Annotated in this window: 21 protein-coding genes, 1 pseudogene and 1 riboswitch; of the genes and pseudogenes, 18 read left to right on the forward strand and 4 right to left on the reverse strand. The window is 48.0% G+C overall.

Features of this window, described 5'->3' with window-relative positions:
* The first annotated feature begins 1 nt into the window (after window position 1).
* From sufB to B0X71_RS06015, 10 genes are all read left to right on the forward strand, one after another.
* Window positions 2-1,399 (forward strand): Fe-S cluster assembly protein SufB, encoded by a 1,398-nt coding sequence (gene sufB / locus B0X71_RS05975; RefSeq protein WP_077588573.1) that lies wholly within the window; start codon window positions 2-4, stop codon window positions 1,397-1,399.
* Window positions 1,400-1,549: 150 nt separating this feature from the next.
* Window positions 1,550-2,413 (forward strand): DUF72 domain-containing protein, encoded by an 864-nt coding sequence (locus B0X71_RS05980; RefSeq protein ID WP_077588574.1) that lies wholly within the window; start codon window positions 1,550-1,552, stop codon window positions 2,411-2,413.
* Window positions 2,413-3,216 carry a sulfite exporter TauE/SafE family protein gene (locus B0X71_RS05985; protein WP_077588575.1) on the forward strand — a complete coding sequence of 268 codons (804 nt, stop codon included), beginning with the start codon at window positions 2,413-2,415 and terminating at the stop codon, window positions 3,214-3,216. Before B0X71_RS05980 ends, B0X71_RS05985 begins: the two co-directional genes overlap by 1 nt.
* A complete protein-coding gene (locus B0X71_RS05990; RefSeq protein ID WP_408634118.1) occupies window positions 3,213-4,556 on the forward strand; it encodes a bifunctional metallophosphatase/5'-nucleotidase in 1,344 nt (447 codons plus the stop codon). The genes B0X71_RS05985 and B0X71_RS05990 overlap by 4 nt, the downstream gene beginning before the upstream one ends.
* Window positions 4,557-4,610: 54 nt before the next feature.
* Window positions 4,611-4,799, forward strand: a riboswitch (Lysine riboswitch).
* A gap of 106 nt (window positions 4,800-4,905) precedes the next feature.
* On the forward strand, window positions 4,906-6,486 hold the full coding sequence (locus B0X71_RS05995; RefSeq protein WP_077588576.1) for a Na+/H+ antiporter NhaC family protein: 1,581 nt from the start codon (window positions 4,906-4,908) through the stop codon (window positions 6,484-6,486).
* 205 nt (window positions 6,487-6,691) lie between these two features.
* On the forward strand, window positions 6,692-8,209 hold the full coding sequence (locus B0X71_RS06000) for a sodium-dependent transporter (protein ID WP_077588577.1): 1,518 nt from the start codon (window positions 6,692-6,694) through the stop codon (window positions 8,207-8,209).
* Between the two features lie 15 nt (window positions 8,210-8,224).
* On the forward strand, window positions 8,225-8,329 hold the full coding sequence (locus B0X71_RS20835; protein ID WP_156889801.1) for a methionine/alanine import family NSS transporter small subunit: 105 nt from the start codon (window positions 8,225-8,227) through the stop codon (window positions 8,327-8,329).
* A gap of 136 nt (window positions 8,330-8,465) precedes the next feature.
* A complete protein-coding gene (locus B0X71_RS06005) occupies window positions 8,466-8,783 on the forward strand; it encodes a YutD family protein (protein WP_077588578.1) in 318 nt (105 codons plus the stop codon).
* Between the two features lie 98 nt (window positions 8,784-8,881).
* Complete coding sequence (locus B0X71_RS06010; RefSeq protein ID WP_077588579.1) at window positions 8,882-9,331, forward strand: DUF86 domain-containing protein; 450 nt, start codon at window positions 8,882-8,884, stop codon at window positions 9,329-9,331.
* The gene (locus B0X71_RS06015; RefSeq protein ID WP_077588580.1) at window positions 9,328-10,092 is read left to right on the forward strand and encodes a TIGR01457 family HAD-type hydrolase; all 765 of its coding nucleotides are present in this window, start codon (window positions 9,328-9,330) and stop codon (window positions 10,090-10,092) included. Before B0X71_RS06010 ends, B0X71_RS06015 begins: the two co-directional genes overlap by 4 nt.
* A 94-nt stretch (window positions 10,093-10,186) precedes the next feature.
* Here B0X71_RS06015 and B0X71_RS06020 read toward each other — a convergent pair whose 3' ends face one another.
* Entirely contained in the window at window positions 10,187-10,423 is a 237-nt protein-coding gene (locus tag B0X71_RS06020; protein WP_077588581.1) for a YuzB family protein, read from the reverse strand.
* Between the two features lie 160 nt (window positions 10,424-10,583).
* Between B0X71_RS06020 and B0X71_RS06025 the strand changes: the two genes are divergently transcribed.
* The 5 genes from B0X71_RS06025 to B0X71_RS06045 all read left to right on the forward strand — a co-directional run bounded on the left by B0X71_RS06025 (window position 10,584) and on the right by B0X71_RS06045 (window position 15,291).
* Window positions 10,584-11,651, forward strand: a complete 1,068-nt coding sequence (locus B0X71_RS06025; protein ID WP_077588582.1) for an NAD(P)/FAD-dependent oxidoreductase — start codon at window positions 10,584-10,586, stop codon at window positions 11,649-11,651.
* A 733-nt stretch (window positions 11,652-12,384) separates the two neighbouring features.
* On the forward strand, window positions 12,385-12,507 hold the full coding sequence (locus B0X71_RS21550; RefSeq protein ID WP_269750083.1) for a hypothetical protein: 123 nt from the start codon (window positions 12,385-12,387) through the stop codon (window positions 12,505-12,507).
* An 83-nt stretch (window positions 12,508-12,590) separates the two neighbouring features.
* Window positions 12,591-13,103, forward strand: coding sequence for a DUF6431 domain-containing protein (locus tag B0X71_RS06035; RefSeq protein ID WP_077588584.1), 513 nt, complete (start codon window positions 12,591-12,593; stop codon window positions 13,101-13,103).
* Between the two features lie 39 nt (window positions 13,104-13,142).
* Entirely contained in the window at window positions 13,143-14,498 is a 1,356-nt protein-coding gene (locus B0X71_RS06040) for a DDE-type integrase/transposase/recombinase (RefSeq protein WP_156889802.1), read from the forward strand.
* Window positions 14,491-15,291: an ExeA family protein gene (locus B0X71_RS06045; RefSeq protein WP_077588586.1), complete on the forward strand. Its 801-nt coding sequence runs from the start codon at window positions 14,491-14,493 to the stop codon at window positions 15,289-15,291. Before B0X71_RS06040 ends, B0X71_RS06045 begins: the two co-directional genes overlap by 8 nt.
* Window positions 15,292-15,654: 363 nt before the next feature.
* Here the strand turns inward: B0X71_RS06045 and B0X71_RS06050 are convergent.
* Window positions 15,655-16,948: pseudogene (locus B0X71_RS06050) on the reverse strand (transposase).
* A gap of 188 nt (window positions 16,949-17,136) precedes the next feature.
* Entirely contained in the window at window positions 17,137-17,847 is a 711-nt protein-coding gene (locus B0X71_RS06055) for an excalibur calcium-binding domain-containing protein (RefSeq protein ID WP_232336799.1), read from the reverse strand.
* Between the two features lie 688 nt (window positions 17,848-18,535).
* On the opposite strand from B0X71_RS06055, the gene B0X71_RS20845 reads away from it, so the two are divergent.
* Window positions 18,536-18,673, forward strand: coding sequence for a hypothetical protein (locus tag B0X71_RS20845; RefSeq protein WP_156889803.1), 138 nt, complete (start codon window positions 18,536-18,538; stop codon window positions 18,671-18,673).
* 263 nt (window positions 18,674-18,936) lie between these two features.
* Window positions 18,937-19,485 carry a hypothetical protein gene (locus B0X71_RS06065; protein WP_077590915.1) on the forward strand — a complete coding sequence of 183 codons (549 nt, stop codon included), beginning with the start codon at window positions 18,937-18,939 and terminating at the stop codon, window positions 19,483-19,485.
* A 91-nt stretch (window positions 19,486-19,576) separates the two neighbouring features.
* Here B0X71_RS06065 and B0X71_RS06070 read toward each other — a convergent pair whose 3' ends face one another.
* A complete protein-coding gene (locus tag B0X71_RS06070) occupies window positions 19,577-19,909 on the reverse strand; it encodes a YuzD family protein (RefSeq protein WP_077588588.1) in 333 nt (110 codons plus the stop codon).
* A gap of 83 nt (window positions 19,910-19,992) precedes the next feature.
* Between B0X71_RS06070 and B0X71_RS06075 the strand changes: the two genes are divergently transcribed.
* A complete protein-coding gene (locus B0X71_RS06075; RefSeq protein WP_077588589.1) occupies window positions 19,993-20,229 on the forward strand; it encodes a NifU family protein in 237 nt (78 codons plus the stop codon).
* Window positions 20,230-20,236 lie beyond the last annotated feature (7 nt).

Below are 20,236 nucleotides of genomic sequence, written 5' to 3' on the forward strand. Positions count from 1 at the left end.
CATGGCGAAGAAAATGCCGGAAATCGGTGATTACAAATACGGTTTCCATGATAAAGATGTTTCAATTTTCCGTTCAGCCCGTGGACTGACGAAAGAAATCGTTGAAGAAATTTCCCGGATGAAATCAGAACCGGAATGGATGCTCAATTCCCGCCTGAAAGCACTGGAATTGTTTTATTCCATGCCGATGCCGCAATGGGGCGGAGATCTTGGCGGTCTGAATTTTGATGAAATCACATATTACGTGAAACCATCGGAACAGACTGAGACTTCATGGGATGAAGTGCCGGAAGAAATCAAGCGGACATTTGATAAACTGGGCATTCCGGAAGCCGAACAGAAGTACTTGGCTGGTGTGTCTGCGCAATATGAATCAGAAGTGGTTTATCACAATATGAAAGCGGACCTTGAGGATATGGGTATTGTCTTCAAGGATACGGATACAGCACTTCGCGAGAATGAAGACTTGTTCAAGCAGTATTGGGGAACAGTTATCCCGGCTGCTGATAATAAATTTGCTGCACTCAATACAGCTGTCTGGTCGGGTGGATCGTTCATCTATGTACCGCCGGGTGTGAAAGTGGATACGCCGCTGCAGGCTTATTTCCGCATCAACTCGGAGAATATGGGGCAGTTCGAGCGTACGCTCATTATTGTTGACGAAGGCGCTAGTGTTCATTACGTCGAAGGTTGTACAGCACCTGTATATACAACAAACTCGCTTCATAGTGCGGTTGTTGAAATAATCATTAAGAAAGACGCCTACTGCCGTTACACAACAATTCAGAACTGGGCGAACAACGTCTATAACCTCGTGACAAAGCGTGCGACATGCGATGCCAACGCTACGATGGAATGGATTGACGGCAATATCGGATCCAAGCTGACGATGAAATATCCGGCTGTTTTCCTGAAAGGGGAAGGTGCACGCGGTATGACATTGTCCATCGCGATTGCCGGTAAAGGCCAGCACCAGGATGCTGGAGCTAAAATGGTCCACCTGGCACCGAACACGTCGTCAACGATCGTTTCGAAGTCCATTTCGAAACAGGGTGGTAAAGTTTCGTATCGGGGGATTGTGCATTTCGGCCGCAAAGCGGACGGAGCGCGTTCAAACATCGAATGTGATACATTGATCATGGACAATCAGTCGACTTCCGACACGATTCCATACAATGAAATCCTGAACGATAACGTATCGCTGGAGCATGAAGCGAAAGTTTCCAAAGTCTCTGAAGAACAGCTCTTCTATCTGATGAGCCGCGGTATTTCTGAGCAGGAAGCGACAGAAATGATCGTCATGGGCTTCATCGAGCCGTTCACAAAAGAACTGCCAATGGAATATGCAGTTGAAATGAACCGTCTCATCAAGTTCGAGATGGAAGGATCCATCGGTTAATTGAAGGACCGACCCGGCCGAGTGCCGGGTTTTTTTTGTGCCAAAAAGGGGGAAATACTACCAATGGGACACAGCGGAAGAGACGTTCACGGAATCTGCCGAAGTTCCAATACTTTATGATAAAATGAATCTGACACAGGAGGCGGAAAAATGCTCTATACAGGACTTACCGGATGGGGAGACCATCCGATCGTATATGATCCGGAATCCAAAAAGACGGACAAATTAAAGGATTACAGTACTCATTTTCCGATTGTGGAGCTGGACTCTTCGTTTTATGCCGTCCAGCCTGAACGGAATATCCGCAAGTGGATTTCAGAGACTCCGGATAATTTTCAATTTGTTGTAAAAGCGTACCAGGGAATGACGGGCCATCAGCGCGGGAAAATTCCTTTTGATTCGCGCGAGGAGATGTTCGAGGCATTCCGTTTATCCATGGGTCCCTTGAAAGAAGAAGGGAAACTTGGCATGATTCTGATGCAGTATCCGCCGTGGTTTGATTGCAAAAAGGAAAATGTGGCGGAAATCCGGGATGCGGCAGAAAAGCTCCAAGGCTTTGATGTGGCCGTCGAATTTCGCAACCAGACATGGTATTCGCCGGAATTCAGGGAAAAAACGATTGCTTTTCTGAAAGAGAACCGGCTGATCCATTCGGTATGTGATGAACCGCAGGCGGGAGAAGGATCGATTCCGTTTGTGCCAGTCAGTACACGAGAGGATAAGGTCCTTGTCCGGCTGCATGGCCGGAATACAGCCGGTTGGAAAAATACAGGTGGCGATGGTGATAAATGGCGCAAAATCCGGTATCTCTATGATTACTCGGAAGAAGAGCTCAAATGGCTGAGCCGCAAAGTGAAGCAGCTTGAAGAAGAAACAAAATCAGTTTACCTGATCTTTAACAATAATTCGGCCGGCAATGCAGCGCCGAATGCCAAACAATTTCAGCAGCTGCATGGCTTGGAGCCGAATGGATTGGCCCCTAAACAGCTGGGATTGTTCGAAGGGGACGATTGATGGAATATGCTCTGTTAGCCGGCATCGGCATGCTGTCGGGCATTATCGGGGCGCTGATTGGCCTGGGCGGCGGCGTTATTATAGTTCCCGCCCTTTTGGCGCTGTTTCCGGAACTTTCCCCGCAGAAGGTGGTCGGGCTATCTGTCATTACCATGATTTTTACCGGCTTATCTTCTGTTCTTTCCTATATTAAGGTTAAGACCGTCGACTACCGGAGCGGATTCATCTTTTTTGCAGGCAGTGCACCTGGAACAGTCGTTGGCGCATTCATCAATAAAAATATCGATCTGCCTTCATTCAACCTGTATTTTGGTCTGTTGCTTGTTTTATTGTCGGCCCTGTTGCTGCTTAGAGGCCGGTTAAAACCTGTCCGCTGGTTCATGGCGCATGGGACCGAGCGGACATTTACCGATAAGCAGGACCAGACTCATACATATGGCTATCCGATCTGGTTTGCGCTGCTGTTGACGTTTGCTATCGGCTGTGCGTCCGGTTTATTCGGAATCGGCGGGGGATCCATTCTTGTCCCGGCCATGATTTTGCTGTTTCTGTTTCCGCCGCATGTCGCTGTCGGTACTTCCATGCTGATGGTATTCTTATCAGCGGTCATAAATTCGGTCACCCACATCTCACTAGGCAATGTCACGTGGCTGTATGCAGCCGCTTTAGTGCCGGGCGCTTATATCGGTGCAAAAATCGGTGCTGCTTTGAATCAGCGGCTGAATTCCGATGCGCTTGTTAATGTCCTGCGATTTGTCTTGCTGATTTTCGGTGTCCGATCTATCTTCAAAGGAATTTGGTGATTGTCTTGAATGAAACGATACACATTTATCATACGAATGATCTCCACAGTCATTTTGAACATTGGCCGCGTATTCATGCTTTTCTTCAGGAACGTAAACGCTGGCACGAGAAAGAGGGGGAAGTATGTCTTCTGCTGGATATTGGAGACCATATTGACCGCTCTCATCCCTATACAGAAGCAACAGCCGGCCTGGGAAACGTTGAAATGCTGAACGACTCTCATTACGATGCTGTCACAATCGGGAATAACGAAGGCATTACACTGTCCAAAAAAGAACTGAATCTTCTTTACACACAAGCGGATTTTGACGTGATTGTCGGGAATCTGTTCCATCCTGATGGAGAGCGGCCAAACTGGGCAAAACAGCATCATATTCTGACGACAGCAGGCGGCACGAGGATCGGATTGATTGGCGCCACTGCAGAATTCACGCCATTCTACGAACGGCTCGGCTGGAAAGTGACACCTGGAAGAGAAGCACTCATTGAAGCGGCAGCAGCTATCAGAGCAGAGGCGGATATCATTATTTGCTTATCTCATCTTGGCATCAGGGAAGATGAAATTCTGGCAGCTGAAAGTAATGACATTGATATTATTCTTGGCGCACACACACATCATGTTTTTCATGAAGGAAAGCAGATCGATGCAGTCCTGCTCGGGGCAGCGGGAAAGTTTGGTGCATATATCGGCCATGTGACAATTGAAGGCGAACATAGCAGCCGGGCGCGGCTTGTTGAAACGGCATCCTTACCGGAAGCGGAGCCGGAGTTCAATCACCGATTGCTTTCCTACGGGAAAGACATGCTGAGTGATCCGGTTTTTTCCAATCGGCGTCTGTTAAAGGCGGAATGGTTCAAGGACTCGGAAATGGCGGATGAGTTCGCTGAAGCGCTTCTATTGTTTTCCGGTGCTGATTGTGCCATGTTCAATGCCGGAATCTTCATGAAAGACTTAAAAGAAGGGATTGTGACCCGATTTGATTTCCATCAATTACTGCCACATCCGATCAATCCATGTCTGATTGAATTGTCGGGTGCGGAGCTGCGGGAAATCTATCTCGAATCATTAAACAGCGAGTGGCCGGAGATTCAACTGAAAGGCCTCGGTTTCCGGGGAACGGTGATGGGCAAGATGATTCACCGGGAATTGCAGATGAACGGCCATACGCTTGAAGTGCAAGGGAATGCGGTTCAACCGGATCACACATACCGATTGATCACGCTTGATATGTTCACGTTCGGTCATTTCTTTCCATCGCTGAAGCGGGCGCAGAAGACGTATTTTATGCCGGAGTTTCTGCGGGACGTATTTGCACTGTATTTTCAAAAGCGATTCTAACGAAAAGACTTGATTAATCGGAGAGCACCTGATAACATATTGAAGAATTGAATAGTGATGGGTAGAGGCTGCAACATTCATCAGTACCGCATGCGAGGATGACAACAATGACCATGTGGGAAAGGGAGGTTTGCCGAAGCTGATCGTCCGGAGTCACCGGAGGTCGGGCTGGGGCCATTCTGAATAAGAATGGCACTGTCATTTGTGCGGGAAGATGCGCATGAATGGAGAGCTACAGACCGGTGCTGGACTATGCCCCGGTGACGGAAAAGCCGACTGCCTCTCTACAGGATGCAGCCGGCTTTTTGCGTTTCTGTTTATCTGTCACAACAACAGGAGGAATTATTACATGGAGAACACAATCTTTTCAATCCTGCCGCCAATATTGGCAATCGCAATGGTACTGCTTACACGGCGCGTGCTGTTGTCGCTTGGCGTCGGGATTCTCGCAGCTGCACTGATTCTTGGTTCGTTTGCACCCGGGGCTTCAGCAGAAGCTCTCTGGAGCTCGTTTGCTGTAACGTTCTGGGATGGCGGATTCAATGCCTATAATGTCTATATCATTTTATTTTTACTGCTGCTCGGGATTATCACTGCATTTGTCAGTCTGTCAGGCGGCAGCCGGACATTTGCAGACTGGGCAGCTGCACGGGTTAAATCACGCCGCGGCGCTAAACTGCTGACCGTGTTTCTAGGCATCTTAATTTTCATCGATGATTATTTCAATGCACTGGCAGTTGGCCAGGTTTCCCGGCCGATCACAGACCGCTACAAGATCTCCAGAGCAAAGCTTGCTTACTATATCGACTCAACAGCAGCACCGGTCTGTGTGGTCTCTCCGGTCTCCAGTTGGGGAGCGGTTATCATTGGAATGGTTGGCACGATTCTGGCCGGCCAGACATTGCTGGATTATACTGCGCTTGAAGCGTTCCTATGGATGGCGCCGATGAACTTTTATGTTATTGCAGCTCTGGCTATTGTATTCTTTACTGCGTTTTCCGATACTGATCTCGGCGAAATGAAGAAACATGAAGAACGGGCGCTGACTTCAGGGGAACTTTATGATCCTGCCAAACCTATTCCAGGTGAACTGAAGGAAGAATTTCCGGAGCATGGCCACGGGAAAGTGCGCGATCTCGTACTGCCGATTGTACTGCTGATTGCCGGTACTGTGGCTGCGATGCTGTGGACCGGTTATCAGAACGGCGGTCAGGTGCTGGATGTTTGGGTCATGTTTGAAAATACGGATGTACCGGCTTCACTCCTCGCCGGCGGACTTGCGGGAGCATTGACTGCAATCGGGCTCTATGCCCTGCAGATCGGCCGTAACAGCGAAGCTAAACCTGTCTGGATCGGAAAAGGCATCTGGGCAGGGATCAAGTCCATGTGGACAGCTGTGGCGATACTGATCCTGGCATGGTCGCTTGTGTATCTGATCAGTGGCCTGCAAACCGGTGAATACTTGGCGAATATCGTGACGGCATCCAACCTTCCGGTCGGTCTGCTTCCGGTAATTCTGTTCCTGCTCGCAGGTGGAATGGCCTTTGCCACTGGAACTTCCTGGGGGTCATTCGGCATTCTGCTTCCGGTTGCCGGTACAATCATGATTGAAGCGCAAGTGCCGGAACTGCTGCTACCTGCCTTATCTGCAGTGTTGGCAGGCGCTGTATTCGGCGATCATTGCTCACCGATCTCTGATACGACTATCCTGTCATCTACCGGTGCTGGCAGTAACCACATCGACCATGTGGTGACGCAATTGCCGTATGCATTGACTGCGGCGGGAATTGCGGCGGTTGGCTATTTGCTGATTGGTCTGACCGGTTCCCTGACACTGGCACTTGGCACAGTTGTAATCTTGCTTGCCGGATTGTTTTTCTTCTGGTCGAAGCGGGACAACCACGTAACGCTGAAAAGTCAGTTAAGCTAAAAAAGTACTCCCTATATCAAACGGTTAATACGTTTGGTGTAGGGATTTTTATTATTGCAGTCATAGCTTTAAAATCTGGGAAAATGACCTTTACTTTAAACAGAAGCATCGTTATACTGATTTTAGATTAGTTAAATAATCTGAATTTAAACAAACTTCCTATTTTTTCTCAATTGGAAATAGGAAAATTGAAGGAGGAAAATTTATGGAACGTTCACAATGGGGAACGAGAGCCGGTTTTATATTGGCTGCGGTCGGTTCTGCAGTCGGTCTCGGTAACATATGGCGTTTCCCTTACGTGGCCTATGAAAATGGTGGGGGCGCATTCTTTATTCCTTATTTGTTTGCCTTGCTGACTGCAGGGATTCCCATTCTCATCATGGAATTCACGATAGGCCATCGGTACCGCGGATCAGCTCCGCTGTCATTTTTCAGGATGAAAGGCAAGGCGGCAGAATGGCTTGGCTGGTGGCAGATATTTGTTTCATTTGTTATTTCTACATATTACGCTGTCATCATAGCCTGGGCGATGCGCTACACCTTCTTCTCATTTGACCAGGCATGGGGTACGGATACAGAAACATTCCTGTTTGCGGATTTCCTGCAGCTGGACGTAGCTCCGGGAGAGACAGGCGGCATCGTTTGGGGGATATTTGTCCCGCTTGCAATCGTCTGGATCATATCACTTGGCATCCTGCTTGCAGGTGTCAAAAAAGGGATTGAGCTCGCGAACCGGTTCTTCATTCCGACACTCGTAATCCTATTCATGATCATTGTTATTCGGGCTGTCACGTTACCAGGCTCTGAACTTGGTTTGACTGCATTCTTTCAACCGGATTTCGACCGCATCTGGGATCCGACGGTATGGGTCGCAGCATATGGGCATATCTTCTTTAGCTTATCCATCGCATTTGCGATCATGATCACATATTCAAGTTATCTCCCGAAGAAATCGGATATCACGAATAACGCGTTCATCACCGGGTTTGCAAACTCCGGGTTCGAACTTTTGGCCGGTATCGGTGTTTTCGCTGCACTCGGTTTCATGGCAGCACAGAGCAATGTTGCAGTAGAAGAAGTAGCGACAGCCGGCGTTGGTCTTGCGTTCGTCGTGTTCCCGCAAATCATTAATGAACTTCCGGGACTGAATGGTATCTTTGGCGCTGTCTTCTTCTTCTCGTTGACGCTTGCCGGATTATCATCATTGATTTCGATTACCGAGACATATGTTGCAGGTTTCTCTGAAAAATTTGGTCTGTCGCGCAAAGTCGCTGTCTTAGTCGGCGGTGGAGCTGCAGCCCTGATCTCTATTCTCTTTGCGACGCAGGGCGGTCTATTTTTCCTGGATGTCGCCGATTATTTCATAAATCAATTCGGTGTTGCATTAATTGGACTGGTGGAAGTAGTTTTGGTCATCTGGATTTTCCGCAAGGCAACCGACCTGCAGGCTCATGCGAATTTGACATCGGATATCCGTCTCGGCGGCTGGTGGAAAATCTGTCTCGGTGTCATCACACCGCTAGTCCTCGGATATATGATGTTCGGATTGCTGACACAGAACTTGTTTCAGGAGTTTGATACGGAGACGGGCAACTACGAAGGATACACGAACACGTTCATCCTTTTCGGAGGGGCGGCAGTTGCAGTCGGTGCCCTCGTACTGGGAATTCTGTTCTCGATCGGCAAATGGCATCGTGACCATGTAGAATATGAAGAACAGTAAAAGGAGGTTTCACATATGACTGGAAGCGCAATTGTCATGATGGTAATCGGGATCGTCCTTTTATGGGGCGGTCTTGCAGCCAGCATCTGGAACGCAGTATCAAAATCGAAGCAGCGATAATGTGCAGAGCGTCTCTCAAAACGAGAGGCGCTTTTTTATGGACAGGCAGGCAGTTGTCGAGCGGACAGCTTTGTGATAAATTGACATCAGGCTGTATTAGCGAACTGACAGTGCAGCAAATGGATGGTGAAGCGAAATGATCGTGCTGAATGACTGGGAATATGAAGTTATAGAAGATTACCGGGAAGGGTTTGAGGAAGAGGCCCTGAAAGCCCGGTACAGTGAAATCCTGGAGAAGTATGATTATATCCTGGGGGACTGGGGATACGGTCAATTGCGTTTGAAAGGATTTTTTGAGGATAACAGTCCAAAGTCGGCATATGATACGAAAATCAGCACACTTCAGGACTATTTATATGAATACTGTAATTTCGGCTGTTCATACTTCGTTCTCAAAAAGACGGAAAAAGTGAAAGAGGAACAAGTGCCGGAAAACCCTGTAGCGGAAGAGTAAAACTGTTATGGGGTTTTTGTCCGTGTCACTTTTACACCGTATAATAGGATAGTTGGGCTGATTTAGTCGCAGGATGAGGAAGGCTGGAGGAATAACCTATGTATTTTGTGGATCGCAGTAAAATTACAGCTACGCTGGCGTATATGGACCGGCTGCTGACAACATTTGAACAGAAAACTGAATGGCGGGGACTCTTGGATGAGTTAGCGCTTGAACGGCTTACGCTTAACGTTATTGAGAGTATAATCGATGTCGGAAATTCCATGATTGATGGATTTATCATGCGGGACCCGGGAAGTTATGAAGATATCCTGGATATTTTGCTGGACGAGAAAGTGATCAGTGACCCCATGCATCAGCCATTGCTGCAGGTTATTTCACTGCGGAAAATGCTTGTGCGGGAGTTTGCGGCTGCAAATCATGCTGAACTTATAGAAGTGCTGGTGGGGTCGATGAACTCACTGAAAGAATTCCGACCTCGCGTACAGGCCTATTTGACGGATGAGCTCGGGCCGGTTTCCGCCTTTTCGCCGGAGGAAGCAGAATGAAGCAGTATCGGGCCTATTGTCTGGATTTGGATGGAACAGTCTATCGCGGAAGGGAAGCTGTGGAAGGGGCAGTAGAGTTCATTTCCCGACTGCAGCAGGAAGGGTATGAGCCATTTTACGTGACCAATAATGCTTCGAAGACACAACAGCAGCTGGCAGAACGGCTCACAGGATTCGGCATCCGGGCTGAACCGGAACGAATTATGTCATCTGCGATTGTGGCAGCTAAGTATATCCGGCGTCATCTGCCCGGTAGACGTGTGTATATGATTGGCAGTGACGGGCTGAGTGATGCACTGAAGCAAGAAGGAATTGAACGGGTGGATCGGGATGCGGATGTGGTTCTAATGGGAATGGACCCGGAAGTGAACTTCGATAAACTCGCAGCTGCGTGCCTGGAAGTCAGAAAAGGGGCGGTGTTTATTTCGACCAATCAGGATCTGGCTTATCCTTCAGAGCAGGGAATGTTGCCGGGAAACGGAGCATTCACAACGTTGGTCGCAGCATCAACCGGTATCCAGCCACTGTACATCGGGAAACCGGAAAGCCATATGCTGGAGGCGATTTCAACAGAATGGAGCTTCCGGAAAGATGAAATCGTCATGATCGGTGATAATTACGAGACCGATATACTGGCCGGTATCCAATTTGGTGCTGACACGGTGCATGTCAACACAGGAGTGACACCGACGGCGGAAGTTCTTAAGAAGGAACGGCCACCGACGCACACAATCGAGAACCTCCATTCCTGGAAGTTTTAGAGATAGCTGTATCGGACAAAACAAAGGCACTCTCAGACAGAAACTGTCCGAAAGTGCCTTTTATAACGGTATGCCGATAATGTGATGCAACAGCTTAAAAAAGTGGGTTTTCTTCTATAAATTCATATACTTTTTTGATCAGTTCCTCAGGTGATTCCGCTTCCACGATTTCACCATTGACTAGAGCATACAGCGACATGGCGCATTGCGTACAGTAGCTTTGGCAGCCATATTCAAGCACGTCCAGGTCGGTATCCTTTTCAAGCTCTTCGAACGCCTGCTGGGATCCGTTTGCCAAGTTACTCATACAAAATTCAACAATTGGATTCATTGAATCACCTCATTCCATCGACATGCTACCTCTTATTAGAGCGACCGTCAACTATTTGATTCGGGAGAAATATTGTGAAACTCCTCACAATCCGATATACTCTATATGGAAAACAATAATCATTCCGGAACTAACAGCATGGATTAAGAGGAGAATTTTCATGAAAAAATTAGTATTGCTGGGTGGCGGCTATGGCAATATGCGCGTTCTGCTGCGTTTGCTCCCAAATAACCTCCCCTCGGATGTCGAAATTACGCTTGTGGATCGGACGCCGTTCCACAGCATGAAAACAGAATTCTACGCGCTGGCTGCAGGCACTGCTTCTGACAACGAAGTACGGGTTCCGTTTCCTGAACACGAGCGCCTGAAAATTGTGAACGGTGAAATTGATGCGATCAAACCGGCGGAAGGGGTAGTCGTCATGGCAGACGGCAATCAGATCACTTATGATGACTTGGTGATCGGATTAGGCTGTGAAGATAAATACCACGGCGTACCGGGTGCTTCCGAGTATACACACAGCATCCAGACGATCGGTAATTCCCGGCGCACATACCAGGCACTACTCAACCTCCCGGCAGGCGCGGTCGTCGGGGTCGTCGGCGCAGGCTTGAGCGGCATTGAGCTTGCGAGTGAACTCCGGGAGAGCCGACCGGATCTGGCTATCAAATTGTTTGATCGCAGCCCACGGATCCTGCGGGACTTCCCGGAACGGATGAGTAATTTTGTGCAGAAATGGTTTGAAAGCAACAAAGTTGAAGTGGTTGCCAACTCCAATATCACAAAAGTGGAACCTGAATTGCTCTATAATCATGAAGACACCATTCCGGTCGATGCCGTGGTTTGGACAGCGGGCATCCAGCCGGTCGGCCCCGTCCGGAATATGAAAGCTGAGTCGGATAACATCGGACGCCTTGTTGTGAACCAGTATCATCAGCTTCCGGATCACACATCCGTCTATGTTGTCGGTGACTGTGCGGCCCTGCCATTTGCGCCTTCTGCTCAGCTGGCGGAAGAACAGGCAGAACAGATCGTAAAAGTGCTCCGGCTGAAATGGGCCAATGAACCGCTTCCTGACACGATGCCTGAGATTAAACTGCAGGGATTCATCGGTTCCCTCGGGAAAAAACAGGGCTTCGCTTATCTGGCTGACCGGACCGTCACAGGACGTGTCGCCCGCCTGTTGAAATCAGGCGTCCTATGGATGTACAAATGGCATAATGGGTGAAAAGTGCTGGAAACGTTGGTGTATCAACGTTTCCGGCTCTTTTTTGTCTCAAAAGAGAGAACTTGTGCAGTTCTCGCACACAATACCTTCATTTTTTAAATACCGCATCAAACAGATGGTCATGTTTATGCTGAGCTGCTTCGGTATTTCCTGCTTCATCCGCTTCGTGATGTGCGTGTAGATATTGCGGGTGGTCTGTGAATCAGCATGACGCGGATATACTGTTCTAATCGTTTTGGGGCAAATTCAGATTCCATACTGGAAGTCTTCTTCAGCAGCTAGACGACCCCTCATTTGGTAATCCAGCTGCTGAAGAATAAAAGTCGGAATGCAGGCATGCAACGTAAAGTTATCTGCTTTCGCTTTCTGGTACACTTGCCTGGTCATTGGCCTGATAAGCTGATTGCCGGCATGCAAGAGCACAATGACAGAATTCGTGCGTAAATTCCTATCGTTGCTGAGTCTCCGTGCGCTGGCTGTCGAGTGCAATGACCTTGCCAATCAGCATGGCAGGATAGAACATGGTTGCGATAGCCAATCCAAGGCGGTCGGCATTAAAGTCAGGATTCAGGCTATGGGGATAATCAATGCCGATGGTCTGGTAAAGTGATCCAATGTATTCTTCTAGGTTGTTGTTTGTATAGGTTGTGCTGTCCATTCATTTAGAATAAACGTTCCGATAAATTATACAGAAAAACCCACTTTAAGAAAGTGGGTTAATAGTAGATTGTTAATGCTATTTCATAATGTCCAAAAGTTGATGGTATTGTTTGTCCAGGAATTGACGGATATAATGTCCTTAACGATCCTGAAGAAAGGAAAAGACGCCTCCCTTGGTGTCGGCTATTACCAGTAGCTCGACGGGAGACGTCTCTTGACATGATATGATAATCGTCTCTCATTATAACATAGAAGAATGCACCTCGAAAGGCGTTTTTTATTAGGTGTGCAGAAAAGGTTCCTTGTCCCTGTTGCAGTCATACAGCGTACAAGGTCATTGGCTCCAGAGAACGGAAAGTAAGAGAAGACAGCGGTGAATCCCGTACATTCATCATTAGACGGTTGCGCTGCAGGGGATGTGAAAAGATCCATCATGAATTACCGGATGTGATTGTGCCCTATAAACGATACGGTGCGGATGTCATCGAGGAGGCGACCCGCCCCACTGGCCACCTGACGGTGGCAGCTGATGAATCGACCCTTTATCGTTGGCGGTATTGGTTCTTTGATCTGATCGATTACTGGCTCTTTATCCTTCAATCTCTCTTCATCCAGTTCCGGGAAAATGAGACCTCAGCGATCGACCTGTCCAGTCGGAAGCTGCCTGCGCATGAGCGAATTGGACAATGGTTTGGTGCAGAAGGCGGATGGCTGGCAAAGATTGTCCGCCCGGTTGCCAACCATCATTTTTGGATACATACCCGTTCTGCCTTTTTGTCCAACAGTCCGTGAATTACACTTCAACTATCCGAACAAGAAGGAGTGTTGAAAGTGGCAAGGACAAAAGCGGAAGAACTCGCAACCCATCGGTTTCAGATGATTGCGCCTCTATTGAATGAAAAGTTGGATGCCCAGGAACTGCAAAAGCTCCGCCGGCAAATCTGTGAGCGGCACGGCCTCTCCGAACGCACCATCCGACGCTACGTCGCGCAGTTCAAGAAGGAAGGCTTTGAAGGGCTGAAGCAGAAACCATACCGTTCGGTTCCCCGGGAGCTTCAAGATCACGTGGTGGAGCAGGCAATCCTCCTGAGACGAGAGGTTCCGAGCCGGAGCATCGCCTCGATTATCCAGATTCTTGAGTGGGACGGTGTCGTCGCAAAAGGCGAATTGAAGCGCAGCACGTTACAGGAACGCCTGTCAAAACAAGGGTATAGCGCCCGTCAGATGAAAATGTATCATGAGACATCGGGCGCCGTGCGGCGATTTCAGAAACGCCGTCGGAATGCCCTCTGGCATTCGGATATCAAATACGGACCCTACCTGCCGATCGGGCCAAACGGGACGAAGAAACAGGTCTACATGGTGGCGTTCCTGGATGATGCGACCCGCTTCCCGCTCCATGTGGCATTCTATCCGATGTTGGATGCGCGCTGCGTGGAAGATGCATTTCGTGAATCCATCCGGAAGCATGGGGTACCGGAGAGCGTCTACTTCGACAACGGCAAGCAATATCGCACCAAATGGATGGCGCGAACCTGTTCCAAGCTCGGCACACGGCTTTTATATGCCCGCCCCTATTCACCAGAATCGACCGGCAAGGTCGAGCGGTTCAATCGAACCTTTGACGAGTTCCTGCAGGAAGTGCGACTCGAAGAACCGAAGACCGTCGATGAACTGAACGGCTGGTTGGATGTCTGGGTGAAAGAGCGCTACGCCCACAAACCACACAGCGCACTGGACGGCAAGACGCCATTTGAAGCGTTTCGCAACGAATCGACCCAGCTCCGTTCGGTCTCAGCCGAAGAGCTGGCCCATGCCTTCCTGCATGCGGAGACGCGGAAAGTCGATAAATCGGGCTGCATCAGTTTCCAGGACCGCAAATATGAAGTCGGTCTCAACTTTGTCGGCTGCAAGGTGGAAATTACGTTTGATCCGCAGGACACCCGCGAACTGACCGTCGACTATCCAGGTTATGATAGCTGGAAAGCGCGGGAAATGGTCATCACCGAGAAGACTGGGAAGCGACCAGCGCTACCGGAAAAGATGACGAAAGAACCTGCCGGTTCATCTCGCCTCCTGCAAGGGGCCAAAAAAGTGAACGCGGACCGCAAGGCAGCTGCCGTGACACCGAGTGTGCCGGCCGTGAGCTTCCGTCACATCGGAAAAGGGGGTGCGGAACATGTTTGAATCGTTCTTTGAGATGCGTGCCACGCCGTTCTCCCGGGACATCCCGACCGCCGAATTGTACGAATCGAATCAGCTGGAAGAAATCCTTGGCCGGCTGAACTATGCCGCAGAACGGCAGCTCTTCGCGGTCATGACCGGTGAATGCGGACTCGGAAAGACCACCGCCATCCGCCGGTTTACGGATCAACTGGATCCTTCGCGCTTTAAGCTGCTTTATCTGTCAGACTCAAAGTTGACGCCCCGGCATTTCTATAAGGGGCTGTTGGAACAATTGGGACTCGAGTCCAAGTTTTATCGGGGCGATGCCAAGCGGCAACTGCATCGCGAAATCGAACTGATGAAAGGCATCCATAAGCTGACGCCCGTCTGTGTGGTGGATGAAGCCCACTTACTCGACCGGGAGATGTTGGAAGAGGTGCGGTTCCTCCTGAACTTCCGCATGGATGCCCAGAGTCCGATGGCGCTGATCATGGTCGGGCAGAACGAACTGTGGGAGCGCCTTCAGCTCCAATCCTTCGCAGCTATCCGCCAGCGGATTGATATCCAATTCCGGCTGCATCATCTTGACCGGGCGGAGACCGAACAGTACATGAACAAACATCTTTCCTTCTCAGGTGTCGGACGGGATATCTTCAGCGAATCCGCGATTGATGAGGTGTTCAGCTATTCGAGTGGTGCGTCGCGCCTCATCAACAAGCTGGCAACGCATTGCCTGTTGTTTGCGGCGCAGAATGGAAATCGCATCATCGACGACCGGATGGTGAAGAAAGTGATCGAGGGAGAACTGGCCTAGTTCCCCCTCGTTTTTCTCTATTTTTCCGGACAAAGAAACCGTCAGGTTGGGGACAAAAAGAACCGTCAATTTCCAGACAAAATCAGACGTCAATAACAGTAGATATTTGAGCTAATTTCATAAATCGCCTGTTTAAAAAAGTGCAAACTGCTTTTCTGATCATTTTTCCTCTAAAAAAATAGATTTATGAATTCACCAAAAAGTTGGGCGGACGGGAACCCGCTCGCTTTCCGCGGACTGACCAGCAAGCCTCACCGCCCGTTCCGTGCGGCGGGATCTTGCCAGCCAGTTGTTCCGCAGGAGTCTCGCAAGTTCCCGTTACTTCTAGACAAAAAAGAAACAGCTTCTATCGTCGGATAAGAATCAGGCAGCGGCTTTACTCACTTCATTAACTGATTTCAGCCGATCGGCTGCCATCCGGCAGGCATTGTAGACGAGTATAACCAATTGAAAATGAATTTTTGCTTTTTTGCCGGTGCGATGCCGCACATTGTTCAAGTCGAAGGATTGTTTCAGATAGGCGTTGACCCGCTCGACGGCTCCCCGCGTCTTGTAAGCGATAGCCCATTTCACGGAACCTCTGGCCGGCATGGTATACTTCCGAAGGTCGATCGACCTTTTGATTTTATAGACTTTCTGGCAAAGGGAATCCTGCCGCAAGGGACAAGTGGCGCATTCATGTGGCCGGGTGTATTTCAGGGTCTCATATTTAGCATCGAAACTGTCATACCGATACGCATGTTCCCGGACACAAGTGGGCGCAAAGTGCTCATTGAATCCAAGCACTTCCCCCTCTTGACGTGGGTTATAGGCGATGACAGCGTGAAGTTCCATCCGGCGCAGCTGCTCATATTTCTATCTGTTTCAGAAGTGGAATCGCAGCTTTTCCGTCATTGAGGCTGCCGGAACTCATGAGCCCACTGATAATGTATTGGCTTTCGGTACTGACGGCGAGGTGCGCCTTCTGTCCAAACCAGAACGTGTTCTTGCCGTCGCTGTTTTTCTTAATGCCCCATTTGGGGGCAATCGGCATCTCGCGCACCAATGTGTCGGCCGATTCATCCAGCAGATGGATCATCTCTTTTTCGTAAAGAGTCTTGGCTTCTTCCTGTGCTTTCTGTTCGGCAAGCCAGGCATCTCGTTCACTCTTGGACTTGCGTCCAGGTTTCTTCGGGGCAGGCTTCTCTTTTTTGGTTGAAGCGATCGCTTTGTCACGCGCTTCAAAATGAGTCGCATCAATCGCCAGCGATTCTTCCGTAATGAAGCCTTCCTGGATGGCTTGTGCGACCAGGACATCCTGGATGGCCGCCAATGCATCCGTCTCGCTGATCGCTGCGATCATCCGGGAATAGGAAGATTCAGATGGCACGTCATCAGATAACAGAAATCCACAGTCGAACCGGAAGAACGGGTCTTGCCCCAGGCGTTTAACCAACAGTTTAATCGTCGGAATTCGCTCCACCACACGAGCGATCAACGAATAGATCATGGCGCCGTAATTCAGTTCCCGAGGAGCCCCTCGATGGGTCTTTTTATCAAAGATGCGAAGAAGCGGACCCAGTTCCAATGTCGAAAAAATGGTATTGAACCGGTGGGTAGGTGCCATTTCGAATAATTCCTGCATGTCAAACAGGTTATCTTGTCTTATAATAGGCATAGAGCGCTTTCCCTCCTGTTTTGGTGTGTTGTGGTGACGTCCATTATACAGGATTTGGGGAGGTGCTCCTTTTTTCACTTCTTACCGCCTTAGAGCCGCGAGGCTTCGTAATTATGAAATTGATTCATTTACTTTGATTTTTTCAAAGATAATACTCTGATATCGTTAAATAGATCTGTATACCAGTATTATTCACAAGCAACACCATCTCCGTCACGGTCCAGATGTTCGCCGAAACCTGGATCGCCGGCATAAATCGGATCAGCACCAGCCTCGCGAACTTCGGTACAGTTATCATAAGAGATACTTGGAGTCGGTTCGGGCTCTGGCTCGACTGGCTCTTCAACTACTTCGGGTTCTTCTTCAATCGGTTCTTCCACAACCTCTGGTTCCTCAACTGCCCCCGGTTCTTCGGTCACTTTATCTTCATCAACTTCTGGTTCCTCCACCGTCTGCGCAGCTTTGTTTTCCAAGAAACGATCATAGTCATCTTGGGTAACTTCACAAGGAAGTCCATCTTCATCAACGTCAAGATCATGTGGGTCATTGTCAGCTGCATAGTCATTTTCATTCCAGAACGCTATAAGGTCTTCAGAAGTCGCAAAATAACCACAGTCCCTATCAGAGTCAGTAGTAACGGTCGGATTCGGTTCTTCTTCGACTGGTTCTTCCATAACTTCCTCTTCTGGTTCAAACGCTTCTTCTATAGAATCCTCTTCCTCTATAGCAACCGTTTCAATTTCTTCTTCAGGTTCTTCTTCAGTTGTAAAAGCACCACAAGCGCTAAAAATCAAAAGAATAAGGAAGATAATACCGAGACAACCTATACAGCCAAAACAACCGTTTTTCTTATCACTGCCATTTTTATCTTTTTCGTTTCCCTTATCGTTTTTATTCAAATTCCTTCTCCTCCTGACTCTTCATCTAGCTTTCGCTGTCCATCCTCAAAATTCGACTTTACATTTCGAATCAGTTTAATCAATCCATAAATACTATCCGGCTGATCCTTAAACGATAAATCCTCATGCTGCATCGCCCACTCGATTACAAGCCGTTGGTCGGGAGTGAGTGTTTCCAGGTCAATCTGTTGCCCATTGATAGAGCGGGTGTTGGATAAAGCTTGTTAACGGCCTAAGAGTTCATCGATAGAACATTCCAAGGCTACAGAAAAGGCTTTTACATCATCAAAATCCGGAGTGGTGTAGGAGCGTTCCTAATTGGAGACAACTTGAGAAGAAACATTAACTTTATTTGCTAATTGTTTTTGTGTTAATCTGGCCTGTTTTCTATGTTTCTTAACCCTATCTCCTGTGTGCACTATTCACACTCCCTTCTACTAATAATATACCAATAATTTACGGAATTGGATACGAAAGTAACGGTAACTGATAATTCGTTAGAAAATAAGTAGGCACTAACAAATTAGGTTAATATAGTTGCTGTAATGAATAACGTTATTTTAGGATCGGAGAGAATGATACACAAGAATTTAAAGAAGATTCGTAAGGGGAAAGGTGAAACGCAGTTACAATTAGCAAAGAAACTGAAGATTAGCGGTAACTGTCAATTTAATTCTAGCGATTACATATGGCTTATAATGGTATGGAAAATGGCAAAGCAAAAAATGATAAAAAGCAATTGGGCGTTATTGCTATGGCTTTGGAAGTAAATGTGGAAGGTTATTGGAGACAAAATAACGGAATTCGTTATAAAAGAGATGGATAAAAATCAAAATTGGAGAGGAGATGAGTCGGGTAGAGAAAGCAACACATTTACTTTCAAAGATATGCATAGTTGAAATACAACGGACATTTAGGGTGCCGTCGTAGAGAGGCTCACGGTTAAATGAGGTGTAAATGAGGAATTAACAGCCTAAAAAAGGGGCTTGCTACAGTAGGCCCTTTTTTCATGACTGGAATGCAGGAATTCTCCCTCTTTTGCAGAAGAGTGTTTGCAGAAGAGTGGTAGTGGAAAGGGGAGAGAAAGCTTTGTTAGAAAAGATAGAAGACATTAAACAGGCTTTGGAAAACCGGAACTATTTATCTGCACTTGCGCTAGCCCTGACAATACCTGACATCTGTGGGAAAGTTGAATACCCAGAATTTAAATATAAATATTCAACGTGGTTTAATGAGCGAGTAAGCCAGTATTATGCAGATGATACAGGGTGGACAGGAGATGATCTTAAAGCAGTTAATCCCTTCTTCACAGGGGAAATGTGCTGGCACTTGCGATGCGCATTCCTCCATGCAGGAAATACTGATGTAGATCCATGGGGAGAAAAAGAAGACGATGACTTTGTCTATACCTATAAATTAGGACTATCATTAGGTGGTGTCGATTCCTTTGGTTCATCATGGACCGACGCATTATCAATGGATACTAAGGGGACAAAAACCAAATCTGTAAGAATAGACGTAGAAAAACTATGTCAATCTATTTGTGCAGCTGCGGAAAAAAGTGTTGAAGACAAAGGGGCATCAGCCTTTCAAGACCATACGATTAATATCTTAGATATTAACAATCCTCATAATTAAAGGTAAACCAGTAAAATCAAAGAGTGTGAAAGAAAGTTTAAATACTATCTCTTGCAAATGGCATAATGGATGAAAAAAACCAGCAATGAGCTCACTGCTGGTTTACTGGTATAAATCCGTGTTTCTCCAATTCCCGGGAGATGGGCTTCAGCTGGATATAGCCTTCGCCGGCGACTTCGCCTTCAATCAGGACAAGCGGATAAAAGAATTCGTCGTCCAGGATCTGCCGGATGATTTCCTGCTTCCGGTCATCCGCCTGCGGTTTCTCAATATCGATATAGTCAATTGAAAATTGCTGTTCAGGGTATTTTCGGGTGATGGCTGCCTGCAGCCACTCGAATGTATCGGCAGAAGAAGGCGCGTTCACGCAGCTGGCGCAGACGGTTTCTGCTCCGTACACTTCAATTAAAAGTTCTTTCGGCATTTTTTTGCATCTCCTTTGATTTACAGAATGGATTTTTCTGCTTAATCACATTATAATGATTATAAGGAAAGGAGTCGATAAGGATGACTGAAGCTGTAATGGAAGATCAAGTACAGGAAGTTCTAGATAAATTGCGTCCATTTCTTTTGCGGGATGGTGGGGATTGTGAACTCGTTGACGTGGAGGATGGAATTGTAAGACTCCGGCTCCTCGGTGCATGCGGCAGCTGCCCGAGCTCAACAATTACATTGAAAGCCGGCATTGAACGGGCTCTTCTTGAAGAAGTGCCGGGCGTTGTGGAAGTAGAACAAGTATTTTAATGACAGG

The organism is Planococcus lenghuensis, from assembly GCF_001999905.1.
Taxonomy (GTDB): Bacteria; Bacillota; Bacilli; order Bacillales_A; family Planococcaceae; genus Indiicoccus; species Indiicoccus lenghuensis.